At 62.9% G+C, this 23647-nt stretch carries 28 protein-coding genes; 17 read left to right on the top strand and 11 right to left on the bottom strand.

Annotation, left to right across the window (positions count from 1 at the left end; all coding sequences use genetic code 11):
- Positions 1-7 precede the first annotated feature (7 nt).
- A complete protein-coding gene (locus tag AB0O87_RS07475; RefSeq protein WP_363513544.1) occupies positions 8-907 on the top strand; it encodes a phospholipase in 900 nt (299 codons plus the stop codon).
- Positions 908-926: 19 nt separating this feature from the next.
- On the opposite strand, the gene AB0O87_RS07480 is transcribed toward AB0O87_RS07475, so the two are convergent.
- A complete protein-coding gene (locus tag AB0O87_RS07480) occupies positions 927-1475 on the bottom strand; it encodes an XRE family transcriptional regulator (RefSeq protein WP_363513547.1) in 549 nt (182 codons plus the stop codon).
- A 104-nt stretch (positions 1476-1579) separates the two neighbouring features.
- Between AB0O87_RS07480 and AB0O87_RS07485 the strand changes: the two genes are divergently transcribed.
- From AB0O87_RS07485 to AB0O87_RS07515, 7 genes are all read left to right on the top strand, one after another.
- Positions 1580-2302, top strand: a complete 723-nt coding sequence (locus tag AB0O87_RS07485; protein WP_363513550.1) for an AzlC family ABC transporter permease — start codon at positions 1580-1582, stop codon at positions 2300-2302.
- Entirely contained in the window at positions 2299-2613 is a 315-nt protein-coding gene (locus AB0O87_RS07490; RefSeq protein ID WP_363513553.1) for an AzlD domain-containing protein, read from the top strand. The genes AB0O87_RS07485 and AB0O87_RS07490 overlap by 4 nt, the downstream gene beginning before the upstream one ends.
- 45 nt (positions 2614-2658) lie before the next feature.
- Positions 2659-3069, top strand: coding sequence for a histidinol dehydrogenase (locus AB0O87_RS07495; protein ID WP_363513556.1), 411 nt, complete (start codon positions 2659-2661; stop codon positions 3067-3069).
- 9 nt (positions 3070-3078) lie between these two features.
- Entirely contained in the window at positions 3079-3399 is a 321-nt protein-coding gene (fdxA, locus tag AB0O87_RS07500; RefSeq protein ID WP_363513559.1) for a ferredoxin, read from the top strand.
- A gap of 8 nt (positions 3400-3407) precedes the next feature.
- On the top strand, positions 3408-4520 hold the full coding sequence (gene dapC, locus AB0O87_RS07505) for a succinyldiaminopimelate transaminase (RefSeq protein WP_363513562.1): 1113 nt from the start codon (positions 3408-3410) through the stop codon (positions 4518-4520).
- A gap of 140 nt (positions 4521-4660) precedes the next feature.
- On the top strand, positions 4661-6004 hold the full coding sequence (locus AB0O87_RS07510; protein WP_363513565.1) for a citrate synthase: 1344 nt from the start codon (positions 4661-4663) through the stop codon (positions 6002-6004).
- 89 nt (positions 6005-6093) lie between these two features.
- On the top strand, positions 6094-6630 hold the full coding sequence (locus AB0O87_RS07515; RefSeq protein WP_363513568.1) for a helix-turn-helix transcriptional regulator: 537 nt from the start codon (positions 6094-6096) through the stop codon (positions 6628-6630).
- Here AB0O87_RS07515 and AB0O87_RS07520 read toward each other — a convergent pair.
- The 3 genes from AB0O87_RS07520 to dapD all read right to left on the bottom strand — a co-directional run bounded on the left by AB0O87_RS07520 (position 6589) and on the right by dapD (position 9685).
- Positions 6589-6969 (bottom strand): nuclear transport factor 2 family protein, encoded by a 381-nt coding sequence (locus tag AB0O87_RS07520; protein ID WP_363513571.1) that lies wholly within the window; start codon positions 6967-6969, stop codon positions 6589-6591. The two genes, AB0O87_RS07515 and AB0O87_RS07520, sit on opposite strands and share 42 nt — an antisense overlap.
- Before the next feature lie 105 nt (positions 6970-7074).
- Entirely contained in the window at positions 7075-8463 is a 1389-nt protein-coding gene (locus AB0O87_RS07525; protein WP_363513574.1) for a DEAD/DEAH box helicase, read from the bottom strand.
- A 274-nt stretch (positions 8464-8737) separates the two neighbouring features.
- Positions 8738-9685, bottom strand: a complete 948-nt coding sequence (dapD, locus tag AB0O87_RS07530; RefSeq protein ID WP_363513577.1) for a 2,3,4,5-tetrahydropyridine-2,6-dicarboxylate N-succinyltransferase — start codon at positions 9683-9685, stop codon at positions 8738-8740.
- A gap of 65 nt (positions 9686-9750) precedes the next feature.
- On the opposite strand from dapD, the gene dapE reads away from it, so the two are divergent.
- The 3 genes from dapE (at position 9751) to AB0O87_RS07545 (ending at position 12291) form a co-directional block, all read left to right on the top strand.
- Positions 9751-10824, top strand: coding sequence for a succinyl-diaminopimelate desuccinylase (dapE, locus tag AB0O87_RS07535; RefSeq protein WP_363513580.1), 1074 nt, complete (start codon positions 9751-9753; stop codon positions 10822-10824).
- Complete coding sequence (locus tag AB0O87_RS07540) at positions 10806-12023, top strand: hypothetical protein (RefSeq protein WP_363513583.1); 1218 nt, start codon at positions 10806-10808, stop codon at positions 12021-12023. The genes dapE and AB0O87_RS07540 overlap by 19 nt, the downstream gene beginning before the upstream one ends.
- 94 nt (positions 12024-12117) lie before the next feature.
- Complete coding sequence (locus AB0O87_RS07545) at positions 12118-12291, top strand: DUF3117 domain-containing protein (protein WP_363513586.1); 174 nt, start codon at positions 12118-12120, stop codon at positions 12289-12291.
- 86 nt (positions 12292-12377) lie between these two features.
- Here the strand turns inward: AB0O87_RS07545 and AB0O87_RS07550 are convergent, their stop codons facing one another.
- A complete protein-coding gene (locus AB0O87_RS07550; RefSeq protein ID WP_363513589.1) occupies positions 12378-13016 on the bottom strand; it encodes a class I SAM-dependent methyltransferase in 639 nt (212 codons plus the stop codon).
- Between the two features lie 89 nt (positions 13017-13105).
- Here AB0O87_RS07550 and AB0O87_RS07555 point away from each other — a divergent pair, with 89 nt between their 5' ends.
- Complete coding sequence (locus tag AB0O87_RS07555) at positions 13106-13480, top strand: Sec-independent protein translocase TatB (RefSeq protein WP_363513591.1); 375 nt, start codon at positions 13106-13108, stop codon at positions 13478-13480.
- Here AB0O87_RS07555 and AB0O87_RS07560 read toward each other — a convergent pair.
- Genes AB0O87_RS07560 through AB0O87_RS07575 form a run of 4 tightly spaced genes read right to left on the bottom strand, consistent with a single transcriptional unit; the run spans position 13473 to position 16900 of the window.
- Positions 13473-13982 carry a YcxB family protein gene (locus AB0O87_RS07560; protein ID WP_363513594.1) on the bottom strand — a complete coding sequence of 170 codons (510 nt, stop codon included), beginning with the start codon at positions 13980-13982 and terminating at the stop codon, positions 13473-13475. The genes AB0O87_RS07555 and AB0O87_RS07560 overlap by 8 nt on opposite strands.
- A gap of 22 nt (positions 13983-14004) precedes the next feature.
- Positions 14005-15126: an Mrp/NBP35 family ATP-binding protein gene (locus AB0O87_RS07565; RefSeq protein ID WP_363513597.1), complete on the bottom strand. Its 1122-nt coding sequence runs from the start codon at positions 15124-15126 to the stop codon at positions 14005-14007.
- Positions 15123-15632, bottom strand: a complete 510-nt coding sequence (locus AB0O87_RS07570) for a DUF1003 domain-containing protein (RefSeq protein ID WP_363513600.1) — start codon at positions 15630-15632, stop codon at positions 15123-15125. The genes AB0O87_RS07565 and AB0O87_RS07570 overlap by 4 nt, the downstream gene beginning before the upstream one ends.
- The gene (locus tag AB0O87_RS07575; protein WP_363513603.1) at positions 15632-16900 is read right to left on the bottom strand and encodes a CBS domain-containing protein; all 1269 of its coding nucleotides are present in this window, start codon (positions 16898-16900) and stop codon (positions 15632-15634) included. Before AB0O87_RS07575 ends, AB0O87_RS07570 begins: the two co-directional genes overlap by 1 nt.
- A gap of 86 nt (positions 16901-16986) precedes the next feature.
- On the opposite strand from AB0O87_RS07575, the gene AB0O87_RS07580 reads away from it, so the two are divergent.
- Genes AB0O87_RS07580 through AB0O87_RS07590 form a run of 3 tightly spaced genes read left to right on the top strand, consistent with a single transcriptional unit; the run spans position 16987 to position 19205 of the window.
- A complete protein-coding gene (locus tag AB0O87_RS07580; protein ID WP_363513606.1) occupies positions 16987-17664 on the top strand; it encodes a general stress protein in 678 nt (225 codons plus the stop codon).
- A gap of 24 nt (positions 17665-17688) precedes the next feature.
- Positions 17689-18360: an alpha/beta family hydrolase gene (locus tag AB0O87_RS07585; RefSeq protein WP_363513609.1), complete on the top strand. Its 672-nt coding sequence runs from the start codon at positions 17689-17691 to the stop codon at positions 18358-18360.
- A gap of 26 nt (positions 18361-18386) precedes the next feature.
- Entirely contained in the window at positions 18387-19205 is an 819-nt protein-coding gene (locus tag AB0O87_RS07590) for an alpha/beta hydrolase (protein ID WP_363513612.1), read from the top strand.
- A 47-nt stretch (positions 19206-19252) separates the two neighbouring features.
- On the opposite strand, the gene AB0O87_RS07595 is transcribed toward AB0O87_RS07590, so the two are convergent.
- Together AB0O87_RS07595 and AB0O87_RS07600 are read right to left on the bottom strand one after the other, a co-directional pair.
- Complete coding sequence (locus tag AB0O87_RS07595) at positions 19253-20674, bottom strand: aminopeptidase P family protein (protein ID WP_363513615.1); 1422 nt, start codon at positions 20672-20674, stop codon at positions 19253-19255.
- A 37-nt stretch (positions 20675-20711) separates the two neighbouring features.
- Positions 20712-21734, bottom strand: a complete 1023-nt coding sequence (locus AB0O87_RS07600; protein ID WP_363513618.1) for an endonuclease/exonuclease/phosphatase family protein — start codon at positions 21732-21734, stop codon at positions 20712-20714.
- Positions 21735-21800: 66 nt separating this feature from the next.
- Here AB0O87_RS07600 and AB0O87_RS07605 point away from each other — a divergent pair, with 66 nt between their 5' ends.
- Together AB0O87_RS07605 and AB0O87_RS07610 are read left to right on the top strand one after the other, a co-directional pair.
- The gene (locus AB0O87_RS07605) at positions 21801-22670 is read left to right on the top strand and encodes a PHP domain-containing protein (RefSeq protein ID WP_363513621.1); all 870 of its coding nucleotides are present in this window, start codon (positions 21801-21803) and stop codon (positions 22668-22670) included.
- Positions 22671-22732: 62 nt separating this feature from the next.
- Positions 22733-23596 (top strand): DUF817 domain-containing protein, encoded by an 864-nt coding sequence (locus AB0O87_RS07610; protein ID WP_363513624.1) that lies wholly within the window; start codon positions 22733-22735, stop codon positions 23594-23596.
- The last annotated feature ends 51 nt before the right edge of the window (positions 23597-23647 follow it).

Below are 23647 nucleotides of genomic sequence, written 5' to 3' on the forward strand. Positions count from 1 at the left end.
CGAATTTATGCTTCAGAAGACCCGTGCGCTTCGGCGCGCTTCCGCAGTGACCTCCGCTCGTGCAGCCACTCAGCGCCCCATGACTATCCTGGGCGTCTCGGCGGCAGCCCTGGTCGGAATCACCCTCAGTGTCGGGCTTGCCGCCACCCCGGCTGCTGGCGCTGTGGGCGTTGCGGCTGCCTCTGAAGTCTCCGGTGCCGAGCCGCTGGTGCAGATCATGGAAGATGCGGTTTCCACCCAGACCGAGGCGGAGGAGGCTGTCGAGGCGGCTGAAGAACTCAGTGCCGCGATTGTCAATTCTGGACTCGACCTCGAGGCTACAACTTCTGTCGACACGTCTGACCTGGAAGAGAAGATTGACCAGCTCGACGACAGTGAGGTGACTCCGGTTCTTCTTGTCGGGATCCTCGCGGACGACGCCGAGGCGGAGATCGAGAGCGTGGTCTCAGAAACCGAGAGCCTGGAGCAGACCTTCATCGCCGCGCAGGAGAAAAAGGCGGCAGAAGAGGCTGCAGCAGAGGCCGCACGAGTAGCGGCTGAGAAAGCCGCTGCCGAGGCGAAAGCCGCGGAGGAGGCGGCTGCCGCTCTGGCCTCCGCAAACACGGTGGAGGGCGCGAAGGTCGTCGCACAGCAAATGTTGGCGGAGTACGGATGGAGTGCCGATCAGTTCTCGTGCCTGGATTCGCTGTGGTCTAAAGAGTCTGGCTGGAACTACCAGGCCTACAACGCCTCAAGCGGCGCCACGGGCATTCCGCAGGCTCTCCCAGGTAGCAAGATGGCCTCGGCTGGCGCTGACTGGCAGACGAATGCTGCCACACAGATTGCGTGGGGTCTGGAGTACATCTCGTCTGTATACGGAAACCCGTGCGGCGCGTGGGCAAAGTCTCAGGCCGTGAACTGGTACTGATCGCTGCTGCGAGGGGACGCTAGCGAAGCTCCGAGATGAGCACTGCGCTCGTGCCGGGCGCTTTCGCGTCGAAGATGTGAAGGGCGTCGCCGGCGTAGGTGAGGTAGTCGCCAGGGTAGAGGAGTACCGGGTCGTCGACGGGCCCGACTTCTGCTTCGCCTGCCAGCAAGATCACGTGCTCTATCGTGCCGGCATGGTGGGGGGCTGATCGACGTGCCTGGCCTGGCTCGGCGTGCAGGATGTAGACATCGCGACGTGCCCCTGGCGGACTGGCAGACAAAAGCGTGGCGCTGTAGTCGGCTGCTGAAGCAGGAACACCGGTGAGGTCGTCGGCGCGAATGAGAGTCGGCGCATTGGTGTGTTGATCGACAAGCACGGCAAACGGCACTCCAAGCGCAACGCCGAGTGCCCATAGTGTCTCGACGCTCGGGTTGCCTGCTCCGCTCTCGAGCTGAGAGACGGTTGCTTTCGAGATGCCCGCACGTCGAGCGAGCTCTGAAACGGAAAGGGCCGCCGCTTCTCGCTCACGTCGAAGGGTACGGGCGATTCGGGTGCGTAGATCCTCCATTCGTTCATCATGTCAAACGTTCGTTCGCTTGACTATGCTTTAGTCGTCGTTCAAAATGATGGTCATGTGTTCACTGAAGCGAACGAGCACCGCGAGAGGATGTCGTGTCTGCTGAGCGTGAAGTCTGGCGCGAGGCGCTCGGCGTCGTCCTCGCCACGAGTGCATACGGCATCTCGTTCGGCGCTCTCGCAGTGGCCTCAGGGCTCGACGTGTGGCAGACATCCGTCCTGAGTCTGTTGATGTTCACTGGCGGATCCCAGTTCGCCTTCGTCGGTGTCTTTACGGCAGGCGGCCTTGCTGCCTTGCCGTCGGCAGTTGCATCGGCCGCGCTCCTCGGTGTGCGCAACGTCGCCTACGGCATGCGAATGTCACCCATTGTGGGTGGTGGTGCTGCACGTAAAGCAGCGGCGGCGCACTTCACAATCGATGAGTCGACCGCGGTTGCCGTCTCACAGAGAGACCCACGCCTGCGGCAGGTGGGGTTCTGGGTGACCGGCATAGGCATCTTTGTGGGGTGGAACATCACGACGCTCATCGGAGCGCTTCTGGGCGATGTGCTGGGTGACCCACAGTCGTGGGGTCTCGACGCAGCGGCAGCGGCGGCCTTCCTTGCTCTGCTGTGGCCGCGGCTGAAAGAGCGACAGGCTATTGCTGTGGGAGTGGGGGCGGCTGTGCTCGCCGCGGCATTCACTCCCTTGTTGATGCCAGGGCTGCCGGTACTCGTCGCTGCTGGCGTGGCGATAGCTGTCGGCTGGTTCAACTGGCTGAGCGGTACCGCCGTTCCGCCAGCCCAACGAACGGATCGAGATGCGGAGGTGAGCGCATGACTCTGTGGAGTGCGATTCTGCTCGCGGCGCTGATTTGCGTCGCCTTGAAAGCGGCCGGCTACCTCGTTCCGCCAAAGGTGTTAGAAGCGCCTCGCACGGCCCGCATTTCTGATCTGCTCACAGTGGCACTGCTCGCGGCACTTGTGGCGGTGCAGTCGTTGGGGGATGGTCAAGCAATCACGGTCGATGCGCGTGTGCCCGCGATTCTGGTGGCGGCAGGACTCCTCTGGCTTCGGCAGTCGTTTCTCGTCGTCGTGGTGGCTGCGGCCCTTGTCGCTGCTGCTCTTCGCTTTTTTGAGCTCGCTGCCTGACGGGAACTTCAATGGCGGCATAAACCGCGCCAGTAGAATCATCACGTGCGCGTGAGCTGGATGTCGAGAGTGTTGTCGTGGGTCGCTGCGGCCCTGGTGGGCGGTGTCTACGGCGTTGCCGGGACGATCGGTCACAGCGTGATGTGGGGACCCATTCCCGTCGGGCTTATTGTGGCCTCCGTCGCGTGCGCTGCGATCCTCATCGCTGTGCGCGCGCTCACCCACGACCGTGGGGCTGCGGTCGCCGCCGGGCTGGGGATGATCGCCATGGTGGTCGTGATTTCAGGTGCAGGGCCTGGAGGCTCCGTCGTGGTGCCCGATTCGCTCACTGGGCGGATTTGGACGTACGTGGTGGCGGGAATCGTCTTGCTGGTCGTGGCGTGGCCTTCGATTGCGCGCACCCCGGTTCGAGCCGAGGCACCCATAACGGCCGAACCAGAGGTCCGTGAGTCGTAGAATGGTGGGGTGACGTATGTGATCGCCCTCCCGTGCGTCGATGTCAAGGATCGCGCCTGCATCGACGAGTGCCCCGTTGACTGCATTTACGAGGGCGAACGCTCTTTGTATATCCACCCAGACGAATGTGTGGACTGCGGAGCATGTGAACCCGTGTGTCCCGTTGAGGCCATCTACTACGAAGATGACCTTCCAGACGAGTGGCAGGACTACTACAAGGCCAACGTTGAGTTCTTCAACGAGATCGGATCGCCTGGCGGTGCGGCCAAGGTAGGCGTCTACGACTTCGACCATCCGGTTATCGCCGCGCTGCCTCCGCAGGGCGAGTAGGCACCGGAGTGAGCGTTCACGACCTCGCCCACTACCCGTGGGATGCCGTCGTCCCTTTCCGTGAGCGTGCTGCCCAACACGGCGACGGTCTTGTTGATCTTTCTGTCGGCTCGCCGGTTGATCCCACCCCAGAGATCATTCGCCAGGCGCTCACCGAAGCAACCGACGCGCACGGGTATCCGCAAACGGTCGGAACCCCGTCGCTGCGCGAAGCCATTGTCGATTGGTACGCCAGGCGCAGGGGAGTGCCCGATCTGCGAGTAGACAACGTGCTTCCCACGATCGGCTCTAAAGAACTCGTTGCCCTTCTGCCGACGTTGCTCGGTCTGGGCGAAGGCGACATCGTTGTGCACCCTCGGGTCGCCTACCCGACGTATGAGGTCGGCGCGCGAGTGGTCGGTGCGACACCCGTGCCCGCCGACGACCCGGCCGCTTGGCCAGAGGGTACGAAACTCATTTGGATCAACACTCCGGGCAACCCAGACGGTCGCACCTGGACTGTCGACGAACTTGCGGTCGCAGTGCGCCGCGCCCGCGAACTCGGAGCTGTCATCGCTAGCGATGAATGCTACGCCGAGCTGGGCTGGGACGGTGCATGGGCGACGGAACCTGTGCCGTCGATTCTGGACCCGCGGGTAACCGGCGGTAGCCGTGCCAATCTGTTGAGCGTCTATTCGCTGAGCAAGCAGTCGAACCTTGCCGGCTATCGGGCTGCTTTCGTGGCTGGTTGCGCACAGATCGTCGAAGGGCTTCTCACAGCGCGCAAGCACCTGGGCCTGATGCCGCCCGCCCCTGTGCAACATGCCATGGCCGTTGCGCTGGGGGATGACCAGCATGTCGCCGCGCAGAAAGAGCTCTACCGCGCGCGGCGCGAGGCCTTGCGCCCTGCCCTCGAGGCTGCCGGCTTCCGCATCGACGGCTCTGAGGCCGGTCTTTATCTGTGGGCCACTGAAGGTCGCGACGCCTGGGAATCGATGGGTCGCCTCGCTGACCTTGGCATCTTGGCTGGTCCCGGTCCGTTCTACGGCGTGGACTCAGCGCAGCACATTCGGCTTTCACTTACTGCGCCCACTGACCGTGTCTTCGAAGCCGCACAGAGACTCACGGCGAGTCGGTTGTAGATTCCCTCAGGTCAGGCGGCGTCTGTTTGGCAGATGTCACAGTAGGCCTGAGTGCGGGCTAGGCTGTAATAGCGATCCGGTCGTGACCCGACCTGGTGCCTCAGTGCCGAGAGATCGCCAGTTCCGACTTGATCATGATCATGTCCGACACCACTGCGACGAGCGGGGACGGACGCCAGGAGGAGGTCCGCGTGAGTGCAGCGGCAGAGCAAACAGCGAAGCTGACAGTAGGCGATAAAACAGCCGAATTCCCGGTACTGCATGGCACAGCGGGCCACTCCAGTATCGACTTCTCGACCTTGACGAAACAGACGGGATACACCGGACTCGACTACGGGTTCGTGAACACCGCCTCAACCAAGTCTGAGATCACGTTCATCGATGGCGACGAGGGCATCCTGCGCTATCGCGGGTATCCGATCGAGCAGTTGGCTGGATCGACAAGCTATCTCGAGGTCGCTTGGCTTCTGATCTACGGCGATCTGCCCTCGGCATCGGAGCTTGCGGAGTTCGATGAGAAGATTCGTCGACACACGCTGCTGCACGAAGACCTCAAGCGCTTCTTCTCTGCTCTTCCGCACACGGCGCACCCCATGTCGGTGCTGTCGTCGGCGGTCGCGGCGCTCTCTACGTACTACGAGGGCCAGACTGACCCGCACAATCCGGAGCATGTCGAGCTGAACATGATCCGCATGCTCGCCAAGCTGCCGGTGATCGCGGCATACGCACACAAGAAGAGTGTCGGTCAGGCTTTCCTGTACCCAGACAACTCGCTGAGCTTCGTCGACAACTTCCTCAAGCTGAACTTCGGTGTGCACAGCGAGGAGTACGAGGTCAATCCGGTCATGTCGAAGGCTCTTGAGCTTCTCCTCATCCTGCACGAAGACCACGAGCAGAACGCTTCGACGTCGACCGTGCGTTTGGTGGGCTCGACCGGTGCAAACCAGTTCGCCTCGATCTCTGCCGGTATTCAGGCGCTTTCTGGACCGTTGCATGGTGGAGCGAACGAAGCTGTGCTGACGATGCTCGGGCAGATTCGTGACTCCGGTCAGAGCGTTTCGCGTTTCGTTGAACGAGTGAAGAACAAAGAAGAGGGCGTGAAGCTGATGGGCTTCGGGCACCGGGTCTATAAGAACTATGACCCGCGCGCCAAGCTCGTCAAAGAGGCAGCCGACGAGGTGCTCTCGTCGCTCGGCGTTACTGACCCTCTCCTTGATCTTGCGAAAGAGCTCGAAGAGCTGGCGCTCGCAGACGACTACTTCCGCGAGCGTCGCCTGTACCCGAACGTCGACTTCTACACCGGCGTCATCTACAAAGCGATGGGCTTCCCGACGCGCATGTTCACCGTGCTGTTCGCGATTGGCCGCCTGCCAGGCTGGCTTGCTCAGTGGCGCGAGCTCCAGCTCGACCCACAGACGAAGATCGGCCGCCCGCAGCAGCTCTACACAGGATCACCAGAGCGGACCTTCCAAGCACGTCGCTGATCACTGGCGGCTCCCTGGCGGCTCACTGGCGGGCTGATGGCGGCACTGTGGCGTGGTGGAGCTCAGCGAAAGTGGCAAGTATGAGTTCTATGAACAACACACGAATTGTGGAGCTTCGGCAAAGCTTCGGCTGGACTCAAGAGCGACTCGCTGCTGAAAGTGGCGTAGGACTTCGGACTATTCAGCGGTTAGAAGCTGGTAGCGAAGCGGGCTTGGAAACACTCTCGATGGTTGCGGCTGCTCTGCGTGTGTCGGTGTCTGATCTTTTCAGTCGCATTGATGACGCCGATTTTGGCAGCCGAGTAGAGGCACTCCAGTCTCGGGTCGTAGACCAGCAGGCTGCGTACGATCGAGCAATGGCAGCGTGGCGCTGGCTCTACGTAGGCATCGGGGTCGTGCTGAGTTTCAGCAGTTTCCCTTTGGGTCAACTCGGCGTCGTTCTCTTTCTCTCGTACTGGACGGGAGGGCTACTGATTCTCATAGCGCTCCGCAGGATAATTTTTGAACCAAGGCTAGAGCAACGCTATCCGTTGGCTCGCAGAAGGCGGCAGCCCCACGTACGCGACAAAACAACTCCAGTTGTCTTAGCCGCGACCGATGCAGAGGCGGGTACCGGGCGGCGGTGACTGATTCACGTCAGTCCACACTTCAGTGAGATGCAGAATCTGCCCGTCTTTGACGCGGACGAAACTTGCGCACTGGAAGTGCGCTGTTCCCGTGCTTGTTCGACCAGTGACATGTGATCGACACGCAGCTTCCGTTTCCCCACCCACGAACTCTTGGACCACTAGCCGGTCGAAGTCGGGATACTCGGCGTTGAACCTAACCCATTCATCCCGAGAGAAAGTCTCGTTGGTGTGAACGAGCACGCAGGTGAACTGCGGGTGAAGGTACTGCTCGAGGTCATCCCAACGGTGCTCGTCGATGGCGGTCATTAGTCCGAGTAACGCTTCGCCTGCATTCATGTGAGCAGACGCTACACGACCATCCACTCTGTTCTGCAGCAACAAAAATGCGTCCCCTCCGCCGAAGCGGAGGGGACGCACCAATGATGTGAAGCGGGCTGAGAGTCAGCGACCCTGCGAGCTACGGCCGCTGCCCTGACGGGCCTGGCCGCTCTGCGTCGAGTAGTTGCCACCCTGACCGCCCTGGCCACCACCGGGGCGGGGGCGACGACGACGGCGTGCGGGCGGGTTGGTTGCGCCACCGCGCTCGCCGCCTCCTGGACGCTGCTTCGAGGACTGGCGCTGCGGCTGCTGCTGAGCCTGTACGGGTGCTGGCCGCACGTGCGCTGCACGCTCGGGCACCAGCTCGTTGATCGCTGCTGTCGTGGCGTCTTCGAGCGGTGCCGTGATGGCCGCCTTGCGGAGGAGGTCCTTCACGTCGCGGCGCTGCTCAGGGAGCACAACCGTGACGACCGTGCCAGCGGCGCCTGCTCGGGCCGTACGGCCTGAACGGTGCAGGTATGCCTTGTGCTCGACGGGCGGGTCAACGTGCACAACGAGGTCGACGTTGTCGACGTGCACACCGCGGGCGGCGACGTCGGTCGCGACGAGAACGCGTACGCCACCGTCTTCCGGTGCCGCAGAGAACGCGCCGAGGTTACGCTCACGAGCGTTCTGGGAGAGGTTGCCGTGCAGGTCGACGGCAGGGATGCCTGCCGCGGTGAGCTGCTTGGCAAGCTTCTTCGCCTGGTGCTTGGTGCGGGTGAAGAGGATGCGACGGCCTGTACCTGAAGCGAGTTCACGCACGAGGGCAGTCTTGTTGTCGGTGGAGTCGACGACCAGCACGCGGTGGGTCATCTCACCCACTGGCACGCTTTCCTCATCGACCTCGTGGCTTACCGCGTTCGAAAGGAAGCGGCGGGCCAGGGTGTCGATACCGCGGTCGAGCGTCGCGCTGAACAGCAGACGCTGTCCGCCAGCAGGAGTCGCGGTGAGGATGCGAGTGACGCCTGGCAGGAAGCCAAGGTCGGCCATGTGATCGGCCTCATCGAGCACGGTGACCTCGATAGCGCTGAGGCGCACAACCTGCTGCTTCATCAGGTCTTCAAGGCGACCGGGGCATGCCACCACAATGTCGACGCCGCCGCGCAGCGCCTGCTCTTGCGGGCGCTGGCTGACACCACCGAACACGGTCGTAACGCGCAGGCCAGCGGCCTCGGCGAGCGGAGAGATGGTGGCGGCAATCTGCGTCGCGAGCTCACGCGTCGGCGCAAGAACGAGACCGCGAGGAAGACCGGCGCGACGCTGGCCACCGGACGCGGCGAGACGCGCCACAAGCGGCAAGGCAAAAGCGATGGTCTTACCACTACCGGTGCGACCGCGACCGAGAAGGTCGCGCCCCGCGAGGGAGTCGGGAAGAGTGTCGCGCTGAATCGCGAATGCCTCGGTCTTGCCTGATTCGGCGAGAACGGCGGCGAGCTTGGCTGGGACGCCAAGTTCAAGGAAAGTAGACATGCAGAAACTCCGTCAGCGCACGAGTGATCGGCGCGAGATAAGGGGTGAGGTGGGCGACGGCGCAGGAATTGCGCATCGGTTCGCCGTTCGAAAGGCCAGCTCACGCTGGTTGTGGGAGCAGTCATGCTCGCTTTGGTCCTCGGAGACCCCGTGACGACGACGATGTTGTAGGACCGGCGGTCCAAGCAACTATCTGACTCTACCAGTGTGCACGTGACGCCAGCTGTATGCCGGCCTCACGCGCGCGTCGCTGCGCGACGGAGAGCACGTGGTTTCAGGCGTGCAGTGCCTCGTTGAGGGTGACGCCGACACCGGCTCGGCGTACTGCCTCAACAGCTCCGCTCAACGAGTTGCGGCGGAAGAGCAGCCCGGCTTGGCCAGAAAGCTCGCCACCCTTGACCGTCTTTCGTCCACCATCTGCCGTAGCGGCGCCATCGGTCAGTACGACCTTCGTGCCAGCGGTCACGTAGAGCCCCGCCTCCACAACACAGTCGTCACCGAGCGAGATTCCGATTCCTGCGTTCGCGCCGAGGAGAGTGCGCTCGCCAATCGACACGCGGTGAGTGCCGCCGCCCGAAAGTGTGCCCATGATCGAGGATCCGCCACCAATGTCGCTGCCATCGCCGACGACGACGCCCTGCGAAATGCGTCCTTCCACCATTGATGCGCCCAGTGTGCCGGCGTTGAAGTTCACGAATCCTTCGTGCATGACCGTCGTGCCGGGGGAGAGGTAGGCTCCGAGCCGCACGCGTGAGGCATCTGCGATGCGTACTCCTGCCGGCTGCACGTAGTCGGTAAGGCGAGGGAACTTATCCAGTCCTTGCACCTGGATGCCGGCGCGCACGAGATAGGGGCGCAAACGTGCCGCATCCGCAGGCAGCATCGGACCAGCGTTCGTCCACGCGACGTTCGGCAGATGGCCGAAGATGCCGGTGAGGTTCAGTTCGTTCGGCCGCACCACGAGGTGCGACAGTGCGTGCAGGCGGAGGTAGGCGTCGGCGGTTGAGGCGGGAGCCTCATCGAGGTCGATCTGCAACTGCACCACCTCGGTAGTGACATTGCGCCGCTCGTCGCCTCCGACCAGTGGCTGGAGAGCGTCGACGGATGCCGCATCTGTGGCGATCGCGCCAGTCTGAACTTCGGGGTACCACGCATCAAGAACAGTGCCGTCTCCGGCGATAGTGGTCAGTCCGATGCCCCATACCGTGCGTGCGTTGCTCATACCTCCACGCTATCGCGACCGGAGACGGTCAACTGCACGCATGACAGGGTAAGTAGGCTTGACCCATGGTGCTCGATCTGACAGCGTCCTCCGTTGACCTCACCCGTGCGATCTGCGATATCCCGAGCGTCTCTGGCGATGAAAAGACTCTCGCTGACGAGATCGAGGCGGCGATCACTTCGCTTCCGCATCTCGAAGTTTTTCGGCATGGGAACACGATCGTGGCTCGCACCGACAACGGGCGAGCACAACGGGTTGTCATCGCCGGTCACATCGACACGGTTCCCATCAATGACAACCTGCCGACGAAGAACATCGAGATCGACGGCGTTGCCTACCTCTGGGGGCGCGGAACGGTCGACATGAAGGCGGGTACTGCGGTGCAGCTGAAGCTCGCCGCTGAACTCACCGACCCCGCCATCGATATCACCTGGATGTGGTACGACAACGAAGAGGTCGAAGCATCAAAGAATGGTCTCGGACTGCTCGCCGCTGTGCGACCTGACCTCTTTCGTGCAGACTTCGCGATTTTGGGTGAACCCTCTAACGGTGAGGTTGAGGGCGGCTGCAATGGCACGCTCCGCGCGGTCGTGCGCGCCACTGGCGTTCGCGCGCACAGCGCGCGTGCGTGGATTGGTGAGAATGCGATCCACAGTGCAGCCCCCATCCTGACGCGGTTGGCGGAATACCGTGCCAAAGAGGTGCTCGTGGAAGGGCTGCTGTACCGCGAAGGCCTCAGTGCTGTACGAATCGCCGGTGGCGTGGCAGGCAACGTGATCCCCGATGCGTGCGAGGTCGAAGTGAACTATCGGTTCGCCCCCAGTAAGTCAGCGGCAGAGGCCGAAGCACACCTTCGCGGTGTGCTCGCAGGCTTCGACGTCGAGGTCACCGATGCTGCCGAGGGAGCTCGACCCGGTCTTGATGCCGAAATCGCCAAGCAGTTCGTCGCAGCGGTCGGCGCCGAGCCGCGCCCGAAGTACGGCTGGACTGATGTTTCGCGATTCTCTGCGCTGGGAATTCCCGCCGTGAACTATGGCCCTGGCGATCCGCACCTCGCTCACCACGACGAGGAACGCGTGCCTCTCACACAGATCGATGCAGTGGAGCGGGGCCTGCGTACATGGCTCGCCTCGCACTGAGCACTGCCCGTACCTGGGCGCAGGCGCCGCACGCTCTGCGCATCGGAATCATCTATCTCGTCGCGCGAGTAACCACGACGGCATTTCTTCTTCTCGCGGCGTCGCTCTCGACAGCATCCTCACGTTTCGGGGCAGACCCTGGACTGGCCAACTTTATTGTCGGTTGGGACGCGCAGTGGTACTGGCTGGTCGCTGAAAGCGGATACCCCACGGAACTGCCGACGACGGAGTCGGGGGAGGTCGCGGAGAACGCCTGGGCGTTTATGCCGGTGTTCGCCTATGCATCAAAAGCGATCGGGTTTCTGTTCGGATCATGGGGAGTCGGAGCTTTCCTGCTTTCCCTGATCGCGGGGTACTTCGCGTGCTTGGCTCTTCACCGGTCGCTCTGTGGTCGGATCGGCAGCTCTGCGGCAACATGGGCCGTCGTGTTTTTCGCCACGGGCCCGATCGCGGCGATGTTCCAAGTGGGCTACGCAGAGACCCTGTTTCTGCTTCTGCTGTTCCTCGCGCTTGACGCCACATCACGACGCAACTACGTCTTGCTCTACCTCCTCATACCGATAATGGCGTTCACGCGCCCTGGCATTCTGGCGTTTGCGCTCTACCTCGGTCTCCACGGAGTGCTTCGCTGGTGGCATCGCCAAGAGGACCCGCTCAGCGGCCGAGAAGTGACCCACATCATTGTGCTGGGATCCCTCGCCACGGCGACCGGGTTCGCCTGGCAGGTGATCGCGGGTCTTGCGACCGGAGATTCAGGGGCGTACCTGGCCACCGAACTCGCATGGCGACGGCACTGGGTAGCAGGCGGTGTCGAAGGGTTCGTGCCTTTCGAAGGCTGGATCCAAGCGTCACAGTTCTGGTTTGACTTCTGGGGCATGCCGCAGTGGTGGGGCCCCGTGGTGTTGGCGTTGCTGGTCGTGGCAGCCGGTGTGGCCCTGCTTTACTCGCCACAGGTGCGGGCTCTCGGCGCTGATGTGCGGCTGTGGAGCGTCAGCTATCTGCTCTACCTGCTCGCCGTGTTTTTTCCGCAGTCGAGCACCTTTCGTCTGCTTTTGCCGCTCAGTCCGCTCTGGGGAGCGGCAGCCGTGCCGAGAGCGAGGGCCTGGCGGTTCGGAGTGTTGGCGGTGTGCTTGCTAGGGCAGTGGCTCTGGATCTATCACGTATACGCCCTCGGCAACACTTTCTGGCAGGTGCCCTAACTCCATCGATCTGATCAATTGTTGCTCCGTGACATCCAGGGGGCGGCGACACCCGATAAACTCTTCCTATACCACCGGAGGAAAGGAAGCCACGATGGCAGCGATGAAGCCGAGGACCGGAGACGGGCCTATGGAGGCCGTAAAAGAAGGACGACTCATCATCGTGCGCGTTCCGCTCGAAGGCGGCGGCCGCCTGGTCGTCTCCGTGAACGACGCCGAGGCCAAGGAGCTTCACGACGTGCTTAGCGCCGTCGTCGCACCTGCTTGATCGACCTTGGTCCGTTTTGGCGGACCCAAAAGGGGCGGTGGATCTTCGGATCCACCGCCCCTTTTGTTGGTTTGCTTCCGTTTGTATCAGTCGCGTTCGGCGAGGCTCACCAGCTGCAACAGTCCTTCACCTGCGGGCGAAAGGGTGGCTAGCACGGCAGAAGACTCCTGAGTCTCTTGTACGAGTGAGCGATAGGCGGCGGTGACTTCGTCGCGCTGTACCGGGTCGGACACGCGGCCGCCAGCGAGAACGCGTGGCACGAGTACCAATCCGCCCTTGCGTGCCAGTCGCAATCCGTGCTCGACGTACTCGATTACGCGCTCAGGGTCAGCGTCAACGAGGACGATGTCGTAAGAAGCCTCGTTCATGCGAGGGAGCACATCGATAGCGCGTCCGGTGATGAATCGAGCTTTCGTCGGTGCGATCTTTGCCTCGGCGAATGCCTGCCGGGCCGCCGCAAGATGCTCTGGTTCGTTGTCAATCGACGTCAGCACGGCTTGTGGAGCGCCATGCAACAACCAGAGACCAGAAACACCGGCACCTGTGCCGATCTCGACGATGGATCGTGCCCCGGCCGCAGCGGCGAGCACCGCAACCTGAGAGCCCACAACGGGGCTGATGGGGAGTGCGCCCAGCTCGACGGCATGCGCGCGGGCTCGGGTGATTGCGTCTGGTTCCACAATCGACTCGCGAAGGAAACGCGCGTTCGCGTCGTGCTCGCTCATGGCCTTGTTCTCCCTGCCTGCCTGTGTGTACCCCCAGCGTATTGGCTTGCTGCGCACAGGGACCGTAGGCGCGGCGGTAGCCTGGGGAGATGACGTTCGGGCTCACTTTCGAGAAGCTACTGCTGATCGGTCTTATCGCGGTCCTTATCATTGGCCCCGAACGTCTTCCGCGGGCCGCAGAGAGCTTCTCCCAGATGGTGCGCAAGGGCGGAGAGTACCTTCGCGCCACAAAATCCCGCATGCGTGAAGAGCTGGGGCCTGAGATTGACGATGTGGACTGGCGCAAGCTCGACCCCCGTCAATATGATCCGCGGCGAATCATTCGCGATGCGCTGCTGGAAGAGCCGCAGCCCGCGACGCCGGAGGAAGCGAAAGCAACGATCTCGGAGCCGGTCGCTCCACGGACCGGTGTGCAGGAGTTCAGTGCGACAAATCGACCACCGTTTGATCCAGAGGCTACGTAGTTCGCGTTGAGGCGATGCGCGTGCGAAGCACGGAGACGTCGTCGTCCGTTAGTAGCGCGCGGGGGATAGCCGTCGCGACAGAGGCGTCGCGGACTTTCAGTAGCACGGCGTCTTTTCCGACGCGCATGTGCTGGAAGGTGGTGTAGTCGATATCGGAGCGACGGCGACCACTGCCCATCGTCAGCATGGTGTCCTCTAACGCTACCCACACCACCGTGTCCACGGGCATTGCTGCGCGCACGGCACTGCGTGCGCCAGAAACAGACAGCACCACGGCGTAGCCCGCGACGATCACGATGATCCCCGGCATCCATCCTGCCGCGAAAGACACTTCCTGGCCCGGCTCCAGTGGCGTACTCAGCGTCGAAATGCTGAGCAGGAGCGCTCCAGCGAGCGCTATCCACATGACGATCGCAAAGGGTCGCGTGAGCGAGTAGATGGCTGCGTCTCGCGCCATCCGGCGCAGCAGGCTCTCATCGACGGTTAACGAACGAGGGGACACGTGCCTATTTTCCTTCTCGCGTTCAACTGATCGTCATCGGCAATGAGCGTCCGGGGAGGCCTCTGCCTTGAGCGGCGAGTGTGCGGGCGAGGTCGCGGATGGTGGTGGCTGCCGCGTCTGTGGTCTCGTCGGCGACAATCGGGGTGCCGGCGTCGCCGCCTTCGCGCAACGACGGGCTCAGCGGGATCGAGGCGAGCAGAGGAACCGGTTTTGTGGGTTCAGAGAGTGCTTCGGCAACCGCGGCGCCACCGCCGGAACCGAACAGATCGATCACGGTGCCGTCTGCCAGTGTGTAGGCGGCCATATTCTCGATCACTCCGATCACGCGCTGTCCGGTCTGCCGGGCGACAAGTCCGCTGCGGATCGCGACGTCGGAGGCCGCCGTTTGCGGTGTGGTCACAACGAGCACTTCGGCGTGCGGAAGAAGCTGACCGATCGAAATCGCAATATCACCCGTTCCCGGGGGCATATCGATGAGAAGTATGTCGAGATCGCCGAAGAACACGTCTGTGAGGAACTGCGACACCGTGCGGTGAAGCATCGGTCCTCGCCACGCCACCACTGATTCTCCGTCGCGGAGGAACATCCCGATCGAGATTGTCTTTACCCCGTGCGCTACCGGAGGAAGCATCAGGTCGTCGATGCGGGTGGGCTGGGTCCCTGCCGGTATTCCGAGGAGCCCGGGGATCGAGAACCCGTGCACGTCGGCATCGACCAACCCGACCGAAAGCCCTTGGTCAGAAAGCGCTACAGCGAGGTTCGCGGTGACTGTCGATTTGCCGACACCGCCTTTTCCGCTGGAAACGAGAATGACGCGCGTAAGCGAGTCGGGTCCAAAGGGCATGTGGCGAGCAGGACGCCCCGCACGCAGCTTTTCCGTAAGTGCTTTGCGCTCGGCAGGGGTCATCACGCCGACCTCGACGTCGGCAACCGCGATTCCCGCCACAGATTCGGCCGCGTTTCGCACATCGGACTCGATGCGAGCTGCGGCCGGACAACCGACGATAGTCAGCACAATGCTGACGTGTGCTCTTTCACCATCGACGGAGATTTCGCGCACCATGTCGAGATCGCCGATGGGCTGGCGGAGCTCCGGATCGGTCACTGCCGATACCGCTGCTTTGACCTGATCTGCTGACGTCACGATGATGCGCTCTGCTGCGAATCGGGGGTTTCTTCCAGATCGGCGAGGAGCGCTTTCAGCTCCTGCCGCAATACGTCTCGCGTTACCGCTTGCGAGTTGCGCTCTTCGAGTGACATTCGCAACGCCACGATCTCTCGCGCGAGGTACTCGGTGTCGGCGAGATTTCGCTCTGCACGCTGACGGTCTTGTTCGATCTGCACGCGGTCTCGGTCGTCCTGACGGTTCTGTGCCAAGAGGATAAGTGGTGCGGCGTACGACGCCTGCAGCGAAAGCATGAGCGTGAGTGCGGTGAATCCGAGCGCGGCGTCATCGAACCGGAGGCTATCGGGCATCAGTGTGTTCCACACGATCCACACAACGCAGAACATGGTGAGGATGACCAGAAACGCGGGTGTCCCCATCGCTCGCGCGACCCACTCGGTGAACCGCCCGAAGCGGTCGCGAGATGTTGTCTTCGGCCGGGTCGTGCCCCGCCCAGGGGCGTCAAGACGAGGAGACCGCGCCATCAGCGCACTTCCTTCACTGCGGAGGCGATGTCTTCAGCGTCGTGCGAGCGCCAATCATCCGGAAGCAGATAGTCGAGCACGTCGTCGATGCTGATCGCGCCGACAAGGCGGTGTGCGGCGTCGATCACCGGCAGGGAGACGAGGTCGTAGCTGGCCAGCAGGCGCGCCACCTCGGCGGCGGATGCCGTCACATGCACGGGTTCCAGACTGTCGTCAAGGATGGCGCCGAGGCGCTCGTGCGGCGGATAGCGCAGCATCCTCTGGAAGTGCACGAGTCCGAGCAGTCGTCCGGTGGGGGTTTCGAAAGGCGGGAGGGTGACGAAGACAGCCGCGGCCAGCGCAGGGTGCAGTTCGTGGCGACGAATGAGCGCGAGCGCTTCAGCGACGGTGGCATCGGCAGACAACACGATCGGCTCAGGGGTCATCAACCCACCAGCGGTGTCTGGGCCGTAGCGCAGCAACATCCTGACGTCGTCTGCCTCTTCTGGCTCCATCAACTCCAGCAACTGCTCCAACCGCTTCTGGGGGAGTTGCGCGAGAAGGTCGGCTGCGTCGTCCGGCTCCATCTGATCGAGGATGTCGGCGGCACGCTCGTCACCGAGGCGGTCGAGGATGTGTACCTGATCGTCTTCCGGCATCTCTTCGAGGGCGTCGGCGAGGCGATCATCTGACAGCTCTTCTGCGACCTCGATCATGCGCTGCTGAGGAAGGTCGAGGAGGGTGTTGGCGAGGTCGGCCGCGTGCAGTTCCGAGTATGAGGCGACCAACTGCTCCGCTGACTGCGATTCTCCTGGGGTGCGCTGTTCTGTGACCTCGCTCCAGGCCGCGAACGTCGTTGGTCCTTTCGCGAATGGCGATGCGCTGGTTTTCGGTCGGCGGAGGAAGAGCTGAGTGATTGCCCATTCGCCGAGGCGGTTCGGCTCGATCGCCACATCTTCGATCACAGCGGTTCCGCTGGCATCGGCGAAACTCACCCGTCGACCGAGCATCTCGGCGAGTACTCGCACTTCACCCGCTCGGGGGGAGAAGCGGCGGACATTGATCAATCCGGTGGTGATCACCTGTCCTGAACGGATGGAGGTGACGCGCCCGATCGACAAAAACACTTGGCGTCGACCAGGGATCTCGACCACGAGTCCAATGACCCGTGGTGCAGCGGTACTTCGGTACACGACAACGACGTCTCGGACCTTGCCGAGCCGGTCGCCGACGGGATCGAAGACGGCGCACCCCGCAAGGCGCGCGGCGAAAACCCGTTGTGTGCTCACTCTGTCCAGAGTAGTCGCCGGGGTTGGCAGATGGCGGCACCGTCGTACTTCAGTCCCTCCATGGGTGAACATGGGACAATGGCCAGATGAGCATGCTGAACCGCCCCGTGAATAGCGCAGAAACCGGCGAAGTCGTCGCGTCGATGAGCAACTACGAGAAGGCGCAGAAGACGGTCTCCCAACTGATCGCCGCTGAGGTCCCGGCGCGGGACATCGCGATCATCGGTCAGGGCGTGCGCACGGTCGAGCGCGTGACTGGCAAGTTGGGCTACGCAGCTGCCGCCAGGTCTGGAGCCATCAACGGGATCCTGATTGGCCTTTTTCTCTCCGCGATTTTGGTGCTCGGCAACCCAGAGGTGCCGATCCAGCTTTTCGTCGGATTCGTTCTCATCGGCGTTGCTGTCGGCATGCTCTTGAGCCTGGTGACCTATGCCATTGTGCGGCGTCGCCGAGACTTCGCGAGCGTGACGCAGTTCGCCGCCGATCGTTACGAAGTGACCGTGCAGCCGACTTCCCTGTCGAAAGCACGCCAGGCGCTGGGGCCGGTGAAGGTGGCTTCGGTGCGGCCCCCGGTAAACCTCGATGAGCCGCCGCGTTATGGAGAGCGCATCGCACCCGGTGCGACGACGCCTGAGCCAGCGGAGCCCGTTATTCCCCCGCGCCCAGCTGATCCGGTACCTCCGGCGGAATCTGGTGCCCCTGTCGAGCCGGAGACGGCGCCGGAAGCCGCGCCAGGAGCAGAGGGAGCGCAGGGGCGGGCCTAAGCGGCACCTCCTTTCGTAAGACTCATGTCTGACGTAGAGGTGGCCCTGCCGACCGGAAACTTCACGGTCTCGGCCGATTGGTCGCACGGCAATAACGGCATCACAGTAATCGTGGCGCACGGCGCTGGAGCAGGAAAAGACCACCCGTTCCTGGTGGGATTCGCCGATGCGCTCGACGGCCTTGGCTTCTCGACGTTGCGTTTTAACTTTCCGTATGTGGAGCAGGGGCGTCGGATGCCTGGCCCCGCTTCACACGCGATTGCGACGTGGAACGCTGTCGCGGCGCACGCGCGCGAGGTCGACCCCGAGGCCGCTGTTTGGGCCGCTGGTAAGTCATACGGCGGACGAATGGCATCGATGGCTGCCGCCGACGGTCTAACCGTCGACGGGCTTGTCTATCTCGGCTACCCGTTGCATGCGCCCGGAAAGCCAGAGAAGCCAAAGATGGCGCACCTGCCGGTTATTGCCGCCCCGCAACTGTTCGTCGAAGGGGCGAATGATCCATTCATCCAACCGATCTCTCAGTTCGAGCAGGCGGTGGCAACCTGCCAACGCGCCGAGGTCGCATGGATCGACGACGCTAACCACACCTTCGAGGTGAAAGGCCACAAGCGGCCGGCCGACACGATCGGCGCATCACTCGCGCCAATTGTGTCGGACTTCATCCTGCGCATGTCGCCAAGGCGCGCGGCGTGAGTGTCGATTGAGCGGATGCGAGAACTATGACGGCCACCCCAACGCCGCTGCCAGTAGTGCTGATACACGGCTGGCCGGTGACAGAGCGTCACTGGAGGGATCTGCTGCCGCTTCTGGATAAGGCAGGCTTTGAGGCTGTCCCGATCACGCTGCCCGGGCTCGGAGTGGTGTCAGAGCAGTCTCAGAGTCTTCGAAAGGCCGATCTCGCGCGTTGGTTGAGTGACGAGCTTGATCGACGCGGCATCACGCGCTGCGCATTGATCGGTCACGACTGGGGCGCCACCGTTGCAGCGCTTCTCGCCGCCGAGCGGGGGTCGGCGGTGACGGCGCTGATTGTTGAAGAAGAAATCCTCCCTGGGATCAACGTTGAGCTTTTCGCGCCCGGTGTTGACTGCTATCCGACCTGGCACGGTCCTTTTAATCGCGTGCCCGGTCTCGCCGAACAGTTAGTGCCGGGGCGTGAGCCCGCCTACTATGGTGCGTTTCTCGAGCAGAGCGCAGGACCAGCTGGGCTCGAAGCGCACACGATGCGTGCGTACATCGACGCGTATTCCGCGCCAGGAGTCTTAGAGGCCGCTCTCGGCTACTACCGCTCTCGCAGCGAAGACATTCGCGACGCCCGGGCGCTTGCAACAAACCCCGTCTTGACACCCGTGCTCGCGATCGGCGGGCGATTCGCGATGGGCGCCGCGGTCGCCGATGGCATGAGAGGTGTGGCGGCCGATGTGACCCGGTTCATTGCTGAGAAGTCTGGACACTACCCACTCGAACAGGAACCGGAACTCGTCGGTGGCGCCGTTGTGCAGTTTCTGCACCAGCACAACCCGCCAACTGCCGCGCCCTGACGCAGACGAGTCAGGGCGCGGGGTCCCTCTCATGCCGTTATGGGGCCTCAGCTCTGCAGGCGAGCGATCCACGCCTCGACGTCATCTGCTGTACGGGGAATGTGGGCGGAAAGGTTTACCGGCCCGTCTTCGGTCATCAAGATGTCGTCTTCAATGCGCACGCCGATGCCGCGAAGCTCCGCAGGCACGGTGAGATCGTCGATCTGGAAGTAGAGACCTGGCTCGATGGTGAAAACCATGCCTGGCGCGAGGATGCCGTCGTAGTACATTTCGCGACGAGCCTGAGCGCAGTCATGTACGTCGATACCGAGATGGTGCGAGGTGCCGTGCACCATGTAGCGGCGGTGCTGACCGCCCTTATCGGCGTCAAGGGCCTCTTCGGGGGTGACGGGGAGCACGCCCCACTCCGCGGTGCGTTCGGCGATCACCTTCATAGCTGCAGCGTGCACGTCGCGGAAACGAACGCCCACTCGCGCGGCAGCGAAGGCGGCCTCCGCAGCCTCGAGAACCGTGTCGTACACCCGACGCTGCACCTCAGTGAACGTGCCAGAAACCGGCAACGTCCGTGTGATGTCGGCGGTGTACAGGCTGTCGGCCTCAACACCCGCGTCCACCAAAATCAGGTCACCAGGAACAACCGCACCATCGTTGCGAGTCCAGTGCAGGTAGCACGCGTGCGGGCCGGAGGCAGCGATGGTGTCGTAACCCTCGCCATTGCCGTCTTCGCGCGCACGTCGGTGGAAGACGCCTTCCACCACGCGCTCACCGCGTGCGTGTGCTGTCGCCGCCGGAAGCTCTCGAATGATGTCTTCGAAGCCGTCGCCTGTGATCTCGACTGCGCGGCGCATCTCGCCGATCTCGTACTCGTCTTTGACGAGGCGCAGCTCTGAGACGAAGCGAGTGAGGGTCTCATCGTCTTCGAGGATCAGCTCCCCGTCGACGATGTCGAGTTCGTGCAGGGGAGCGGTCGCGATGTCTAGATCAGCGGCGACACCATCAAGCGATGGGCGGGGGCCGATCCAGAACTCGCCAATAGCGGCGTCAGCGAAGAACTCGGTCGTGGTGCGGTCAGCGCGCTCACGAAAGTAGAGGGTGATGTCGTGACCCGCCTCCGTCGGTGCGAAGACGAGCACCGAATCTGGTTGGGAGTCTGCGCCCCACCCGGTGAGATGGGCGAAGGCGGAATGTGCGCGGAACACGTAGTCGGTGTCGTTACTGCGCTGCTTGAGCGATCCAGCCGGGATCACGACGCGCTTGCCCGGGAAAGCGGCAGAAACAGCTGCGCGACGCACAGCAGCGTAGGCAGCCTGCTCGCGCGGAGCCGGAAGGGACTCGGGGCGCTCGGCCCACCCGGTCGAGATCGTGTCAAGAAAGCCCTGCGGGAGGGGCTGCTTGCGATTCGTGTTGCTGTTCTCGACAGGAACTTCGGCGGTGGGCTCAGCGATCGTGTCGCGTTCTGCAGTACTCATCTTCCCAGTCTGTCATCTGCAGAGCAGGGGTGGGAGATCAGCCAGCTGGCTCAAGCTGCACGACGAGTGCGCGGTGGTCGCTTCCGCCTGCGTCTTCCAGCACGAGGGACCCTGTCGGGGTCCAGCTCTCCGACGCAAGGACGTGGTCGATGGGGACGCCAGCGAGCGCGGGCAGTGAGCTCGGCCAGGTGCCACTCATACCGTTGCCGGTGGCGGAGGCGACATCGCGGCAATAGCCCATGTCTCCGCCAGCGAGACCGAGTGATGCCATGTGATCAAGCGTCGCGTTGAAGTCCCCGGCCAGGATGAAGTTGCCCTGCGGGCACTGATCGGCAATCCACTGCAGGTCGCTCTGCCACTGCTGCATCTCTTCCACACGGGGAGCGACGGCGTGCACGGCGACGATGGTGGGCCCTGATCCGTCGATCGGCATCAGGACGGCGCTGGGCACAGAGCCTGTGTTGCTTGAGCCGTCTTTCGACGACTCGATGACCGAGTACTCACCGAGGCCGGGGGCAACGAGCACGGTCGTCTGCCATGACTGCGGGCCATCTTCCACATCGGGACGGAACTGCACGTGGTGCACCCACATGGGTTGGCCCTGCTCGCGCATCATGATGGCGATCTGCTCGCCGACTTCTTCGGTCGTTTCGGGAAGAGCGACGATGTCGGCTTGTTGCTCGAGGATACGTTGGGCGATCTCTTCGGCAGAGACAGCTTCGCCTGCGGTGTTCCAGGTGAGCACCCTGACGCTGCTCTCTGTCTTCTCTGGCAGGGCTGACGTGCCAAAGCCTCTGGTCGCGCCGATGAGCCCCGTTGCGGTTGCCCCTAAGAGCGCAACGATCAGAACGGAGGCTGCAAACCCCCGCAACGGACGGGCGATCATCAGGAGAAGCGCCAGCACTGCGACGACAAGGAGACCACCGAACACAGCACCGCGCGCAGCTACGAGCTGCGCGAACGGATACGTCTGCTCCAGCTGAAAAAACTGCGGCCAGACCATGATGGCTGTCGCGATCGCGAACAGCACGGTGAAGAGGATCCCCAGTAGTCGAAACATCCCTTACAGCGTAGAAGCGCAGCCTGTGAAGTTTCTGCCGTGACATGCGCTCGGTACGCTCGGAGGATGGCCACTTCGTCGCACAGGTTCACGGGTCCGGCTGACCTGCACCTGCACTCCAACCATTCCGATGGAACGGAGTCCCCTGCAGAGGTGGTCGCGCAGGCTCACGCCTATGGTGTGCGCACCCTCGCCCTCACCGATCATGACCGCTCCACTGGGTGGGTCGAGGCCGGAGACGCGGCCGTTGAGCGGGGGATGACCTTCATCCCCGGCATGGAGCTGTCGGCGAAGCACGAGTGGCGTAGCGTTCATGTGCTGGGCTACCTTTTCGACCCCACTAATGAAGCACTCAAAGCCGAGACTGATCGCATCCGAGGGGACAGAATCGGGCGCGCGGAGCGGATCGTGCGCAACATCGGAAAAGACTACGACCTCAACTGGGAAGACGTCCTCGCGCAGACCACGCTGGACGCCACGGTAGGGCGTCCGCATATCGCTGATGCCCTGGTCGCGAGAGGGATCGTGCGGGATCGCACTGCGGCGTTCGACGGCATTTTGCATCCGCGCGAGGGGTACTACGAACCGCACTATGCGCCCGACCCGTTGACGGCGGTGCGCCTTGTGACCGAAGCGGGAGGGGTGGCGATTATCGCCCACCCTGTCACTGGACGAGACCGCATGATGCCGGTGCCCTACATTGAGCAGCTGATCGCTGCTGGTCTCGCCGGCTTCGAGATCGATCACCGCGAGAACACCGAAGACGGCAAGCGAATCTTGCGCCAGATCGTCTCCCAGCACGATCTCATCGTCACGGGGTCGAGCGACTACCACGGCAGTGGCAAGCCCAACCGTCCAGCCGAAAACACCACATCTGAGGCGATGGTAGAGCGGCTACTCGCGCGTGGATCTGGCACCGCACCCCGCCACCCGTAAACTCAGGGTTCTCTCGGGTATCTCCCGGCGGGTTGTCTCACAGCGCAGATACCGTTCGAGGCATGCAGCGAGCGACTTCCCTTGAGAATCGTCTGGATGCGTGGGCACACCGGATTCTTCGCGATGCACCGGAGCGCGGGCCTCGCGCCGTTTTCATAGAGTGCGCGGTATTCGTCGTCAAACAGGCGTGGGCATGCATTTTCGGCGCTTCGCTGCTGGTCGTGATCGTGGCCGCGCGGTTGTGGTACCCCAGCGACGCGGCCGTTGCCCCCAACGACGCTCTCACCATTGCCGCGGTGCTTGTACAGCTTGCGATGCTCGTTTTTCGGCTCGAAAGTGGTCGCGAACTGTGGGTGATCGTTTTGTTCCACATCACAGGGACGGTCATGGAGCTCTTCAAAACTGACGTGGGCTCTTGGGCCTATGCCGCAGATGGCATTCTGCGCATCGGGGGAGTGCCGCTCTTTAGCGGCTTCATGTACGCGGCGGTCGGCTCTTACATGGTGCGCGTCTACCGCCTGTTCGATCTCGGTTTCACCCGTTATCCTCGACGGTGGGTTACCGCGGTGCTCGCCGTGGCGATCTACCTCAACTTTTTCGCACACCACTGGTGGTGGGACGCCCGCTGGGTGCTTCTGGCGGGTGTGGTGCTGGTGTGGCTTCCCACGATCATGCATGCGCGTGTCTGGCGGCGAACGATCCGGTTGCCGCTGCTTGCGGTGTTCGGCGGCGTCGCGGTTTTTATCTACCTCGCTGAGAACATCGCGACATGGGCCGGCGCGTGGGCCTATCCCGATCAGGTCGAGGGATGGCAGCCGGTCTCGCTGAGCAAACTCAGCTCATGGTTCCTCTTGATGATCATCTCGGTCGTGCTGGTCGCTTGGGTATACCCGCCGAGAGCGCCAGCGAGGGTGTTGCAGGGGTGACACGCAAAAGGCGCATGCGCCGAGGAAAACCTCGTTCGCATGCGCCTTCTC

Origin of the sequence: Microbacterium sp. NPDC076768, from assembly GCF_040687205.1 — a bacterium.
In the GTDB taxonomy this organism is placed as follows: domain Bacteria; phylum Actinomycetota; class Actinomycetes; order Actinomycetales; family Microbacteriaceae; genus Microbacterium.

What these genes read in the sequence shown, in the direction of transcription:
- AB0O87_RS07475 (WP_363513544.1), top strand. Translation starts at nt 8, where the DNA reads ATGCTTCAGAAGACCCGTGCGCTTCGGCGCGCTTCCGCAGTGACCTCC.
- AB0O87_RS07480 (WP_363513547.1), bottom strand. Translation starts at nt 1,475, where the DNA reads ATGGAGGATCTACGCACCCGAATCGCCCGTACCCTTCGACGTGAGCGA.
- AB0O87_RS07490 (WP_363513553.1), top strand. Translation starts at nt 2,299, where the DNA reads ATGACTCTGTGGAGTGCGATTCTGCTCGCGGCGCTGATTTGCGTCGCC.
- AB0O87_RS07510 (WP_363513565.1), top strand. Translation starts at nt 4,661, where the DNA reads ATGTCCGACACCACTGCGACGAGCGGGGACGGACGCCAGGAGGAGGTC.
- AB0O87_RS07515 (WP_363513568.1), top strand. Translation starts at nt 6,094, where the DNA reads ATGAACAACACACGAATTGTGGAGCTTCGGCAAAGCTTCGGCTGGACT.
- AB0O87_RS07520 (WP_363513571.1), bottom strand. Translation starts at nt 6,969, where the DNA reads ATGAATGCAGGCGAAGCGTTACTCGGACTAATGACCGCCATCGACGAG.
- AB0O87_RS07525 (WP_363513574.1), bottom strand. Translation starts at nt 8,463, where the DNA reads ATGTCTACTTTCCTTGAACTTGGCGTCCCAGCCAAGCTCGCCGCCGTT.
- dapD (WP_363513577.1), bottom strand. Translation starts at nt 9,685, where the DNA reads ATGAGCAACGCACGCACGGTATGGGGCATCGGACTGACCACTATCGCC.
- dapE (WP_363513580.1), top strand. Translation starts at nt 9,751, where the DNA reads ATGGTGCTCGATCTGACAGCGTCCTCCGTTGACCTCACCCGTGCGATC.
- AB0O87_RS07540 (WP_363513583.1), top strand. Translation starts at nt 10,806, where the DNA reads ATGGCTCGCCTCGCACTGAGCACTGCCCGTACCTGGGCGCAGGCGCCG.
- AB0O87_RS07545 (WP_363513586.1), top strand. Translation starts at nt 12,118, where the DNA reads ATGGCAGCGATGAAGCCGAGGACCGGAGACGGGCCTATGGAGGCCGTA.
- AB0O87_RS07550 (WP_363513589.1), bottom strand. Translation starts at nt 13,016, where the DNA reads ATGAGCGAGCACGACGCGAACGCGCGTTTCCTTCGCGAGTCGATTGTG.
- AB0O87_RS07555 (WP_363513591.1), top strand. Translation starts at nt 13,106, where the DNA reads ATGACGTTCGGGCTCACTTTCGAGAAGCTACTGCTGATCGGTCTTATC.
- AB0O87_RS07570 (WP_363513600.1), bottom strand. Translation starts at nt 15,632, where the DNA reads ATGGCGCGGTCTCCTCGTCTTGACGCCCCTGGGCGGGGCACGACCCGG.
- AB0O87_RS07580 (WP_363513606.1), top strand. Translation starts at nt 16,987, where the DNA reads ATGAGCATGCTGAACCGCCCCGTGAATAGCGCAGAAACCGGCGAAGTC.
- AB0O87_RS07585 (WP_363513609.1), top strand. Translation starts at nt 17,689, where the DNA reads ATGTCTGACGTAGAGGTGGCCCTGCCGACCGGAAACTTCACGGTCTCG.
- AB0O87_RS07590 (WP_363513612.1), top strand. Translation starts at nt 18,387, where the DNA reads ATGACGGCCACCCCAACGCCGCTGCCAGTAGTGCTGATACACGGCTGG.
- AB0O87_RS07595 (WP_363513615.1), bottom strand. Translation starts at nt 20,674, where the DNA reads ATGAGTACTGCAGAACGCGACACGATCGCTGAGCCCACCGCCGAAGTT.
- AB0O87_RS07600 (WP_363513618.1), bottom strand. Translation starts at nt 21,734, where the DNA reads ATGTTTCGACTACTGGGGATCCTCTTCACCGTGCTGTTCGCGATCGCG.
- AB0O87_RS07605 (WP_363513621.1), top strand. Translation starts at nt 21,801, where the DNA reads ATGGCCACTTCGTCGCACAGGTTCACGGGTCCGGCTGACCTGCACCTG.
- AB0O87_RS07610 (WP_363513624.1), top strand. Translation starts at nt 22,733, where the DNA reads ATGCAGCGAGCGACTTCCCTTGAGAATCGTCTGGATGCGTGGGCACAC.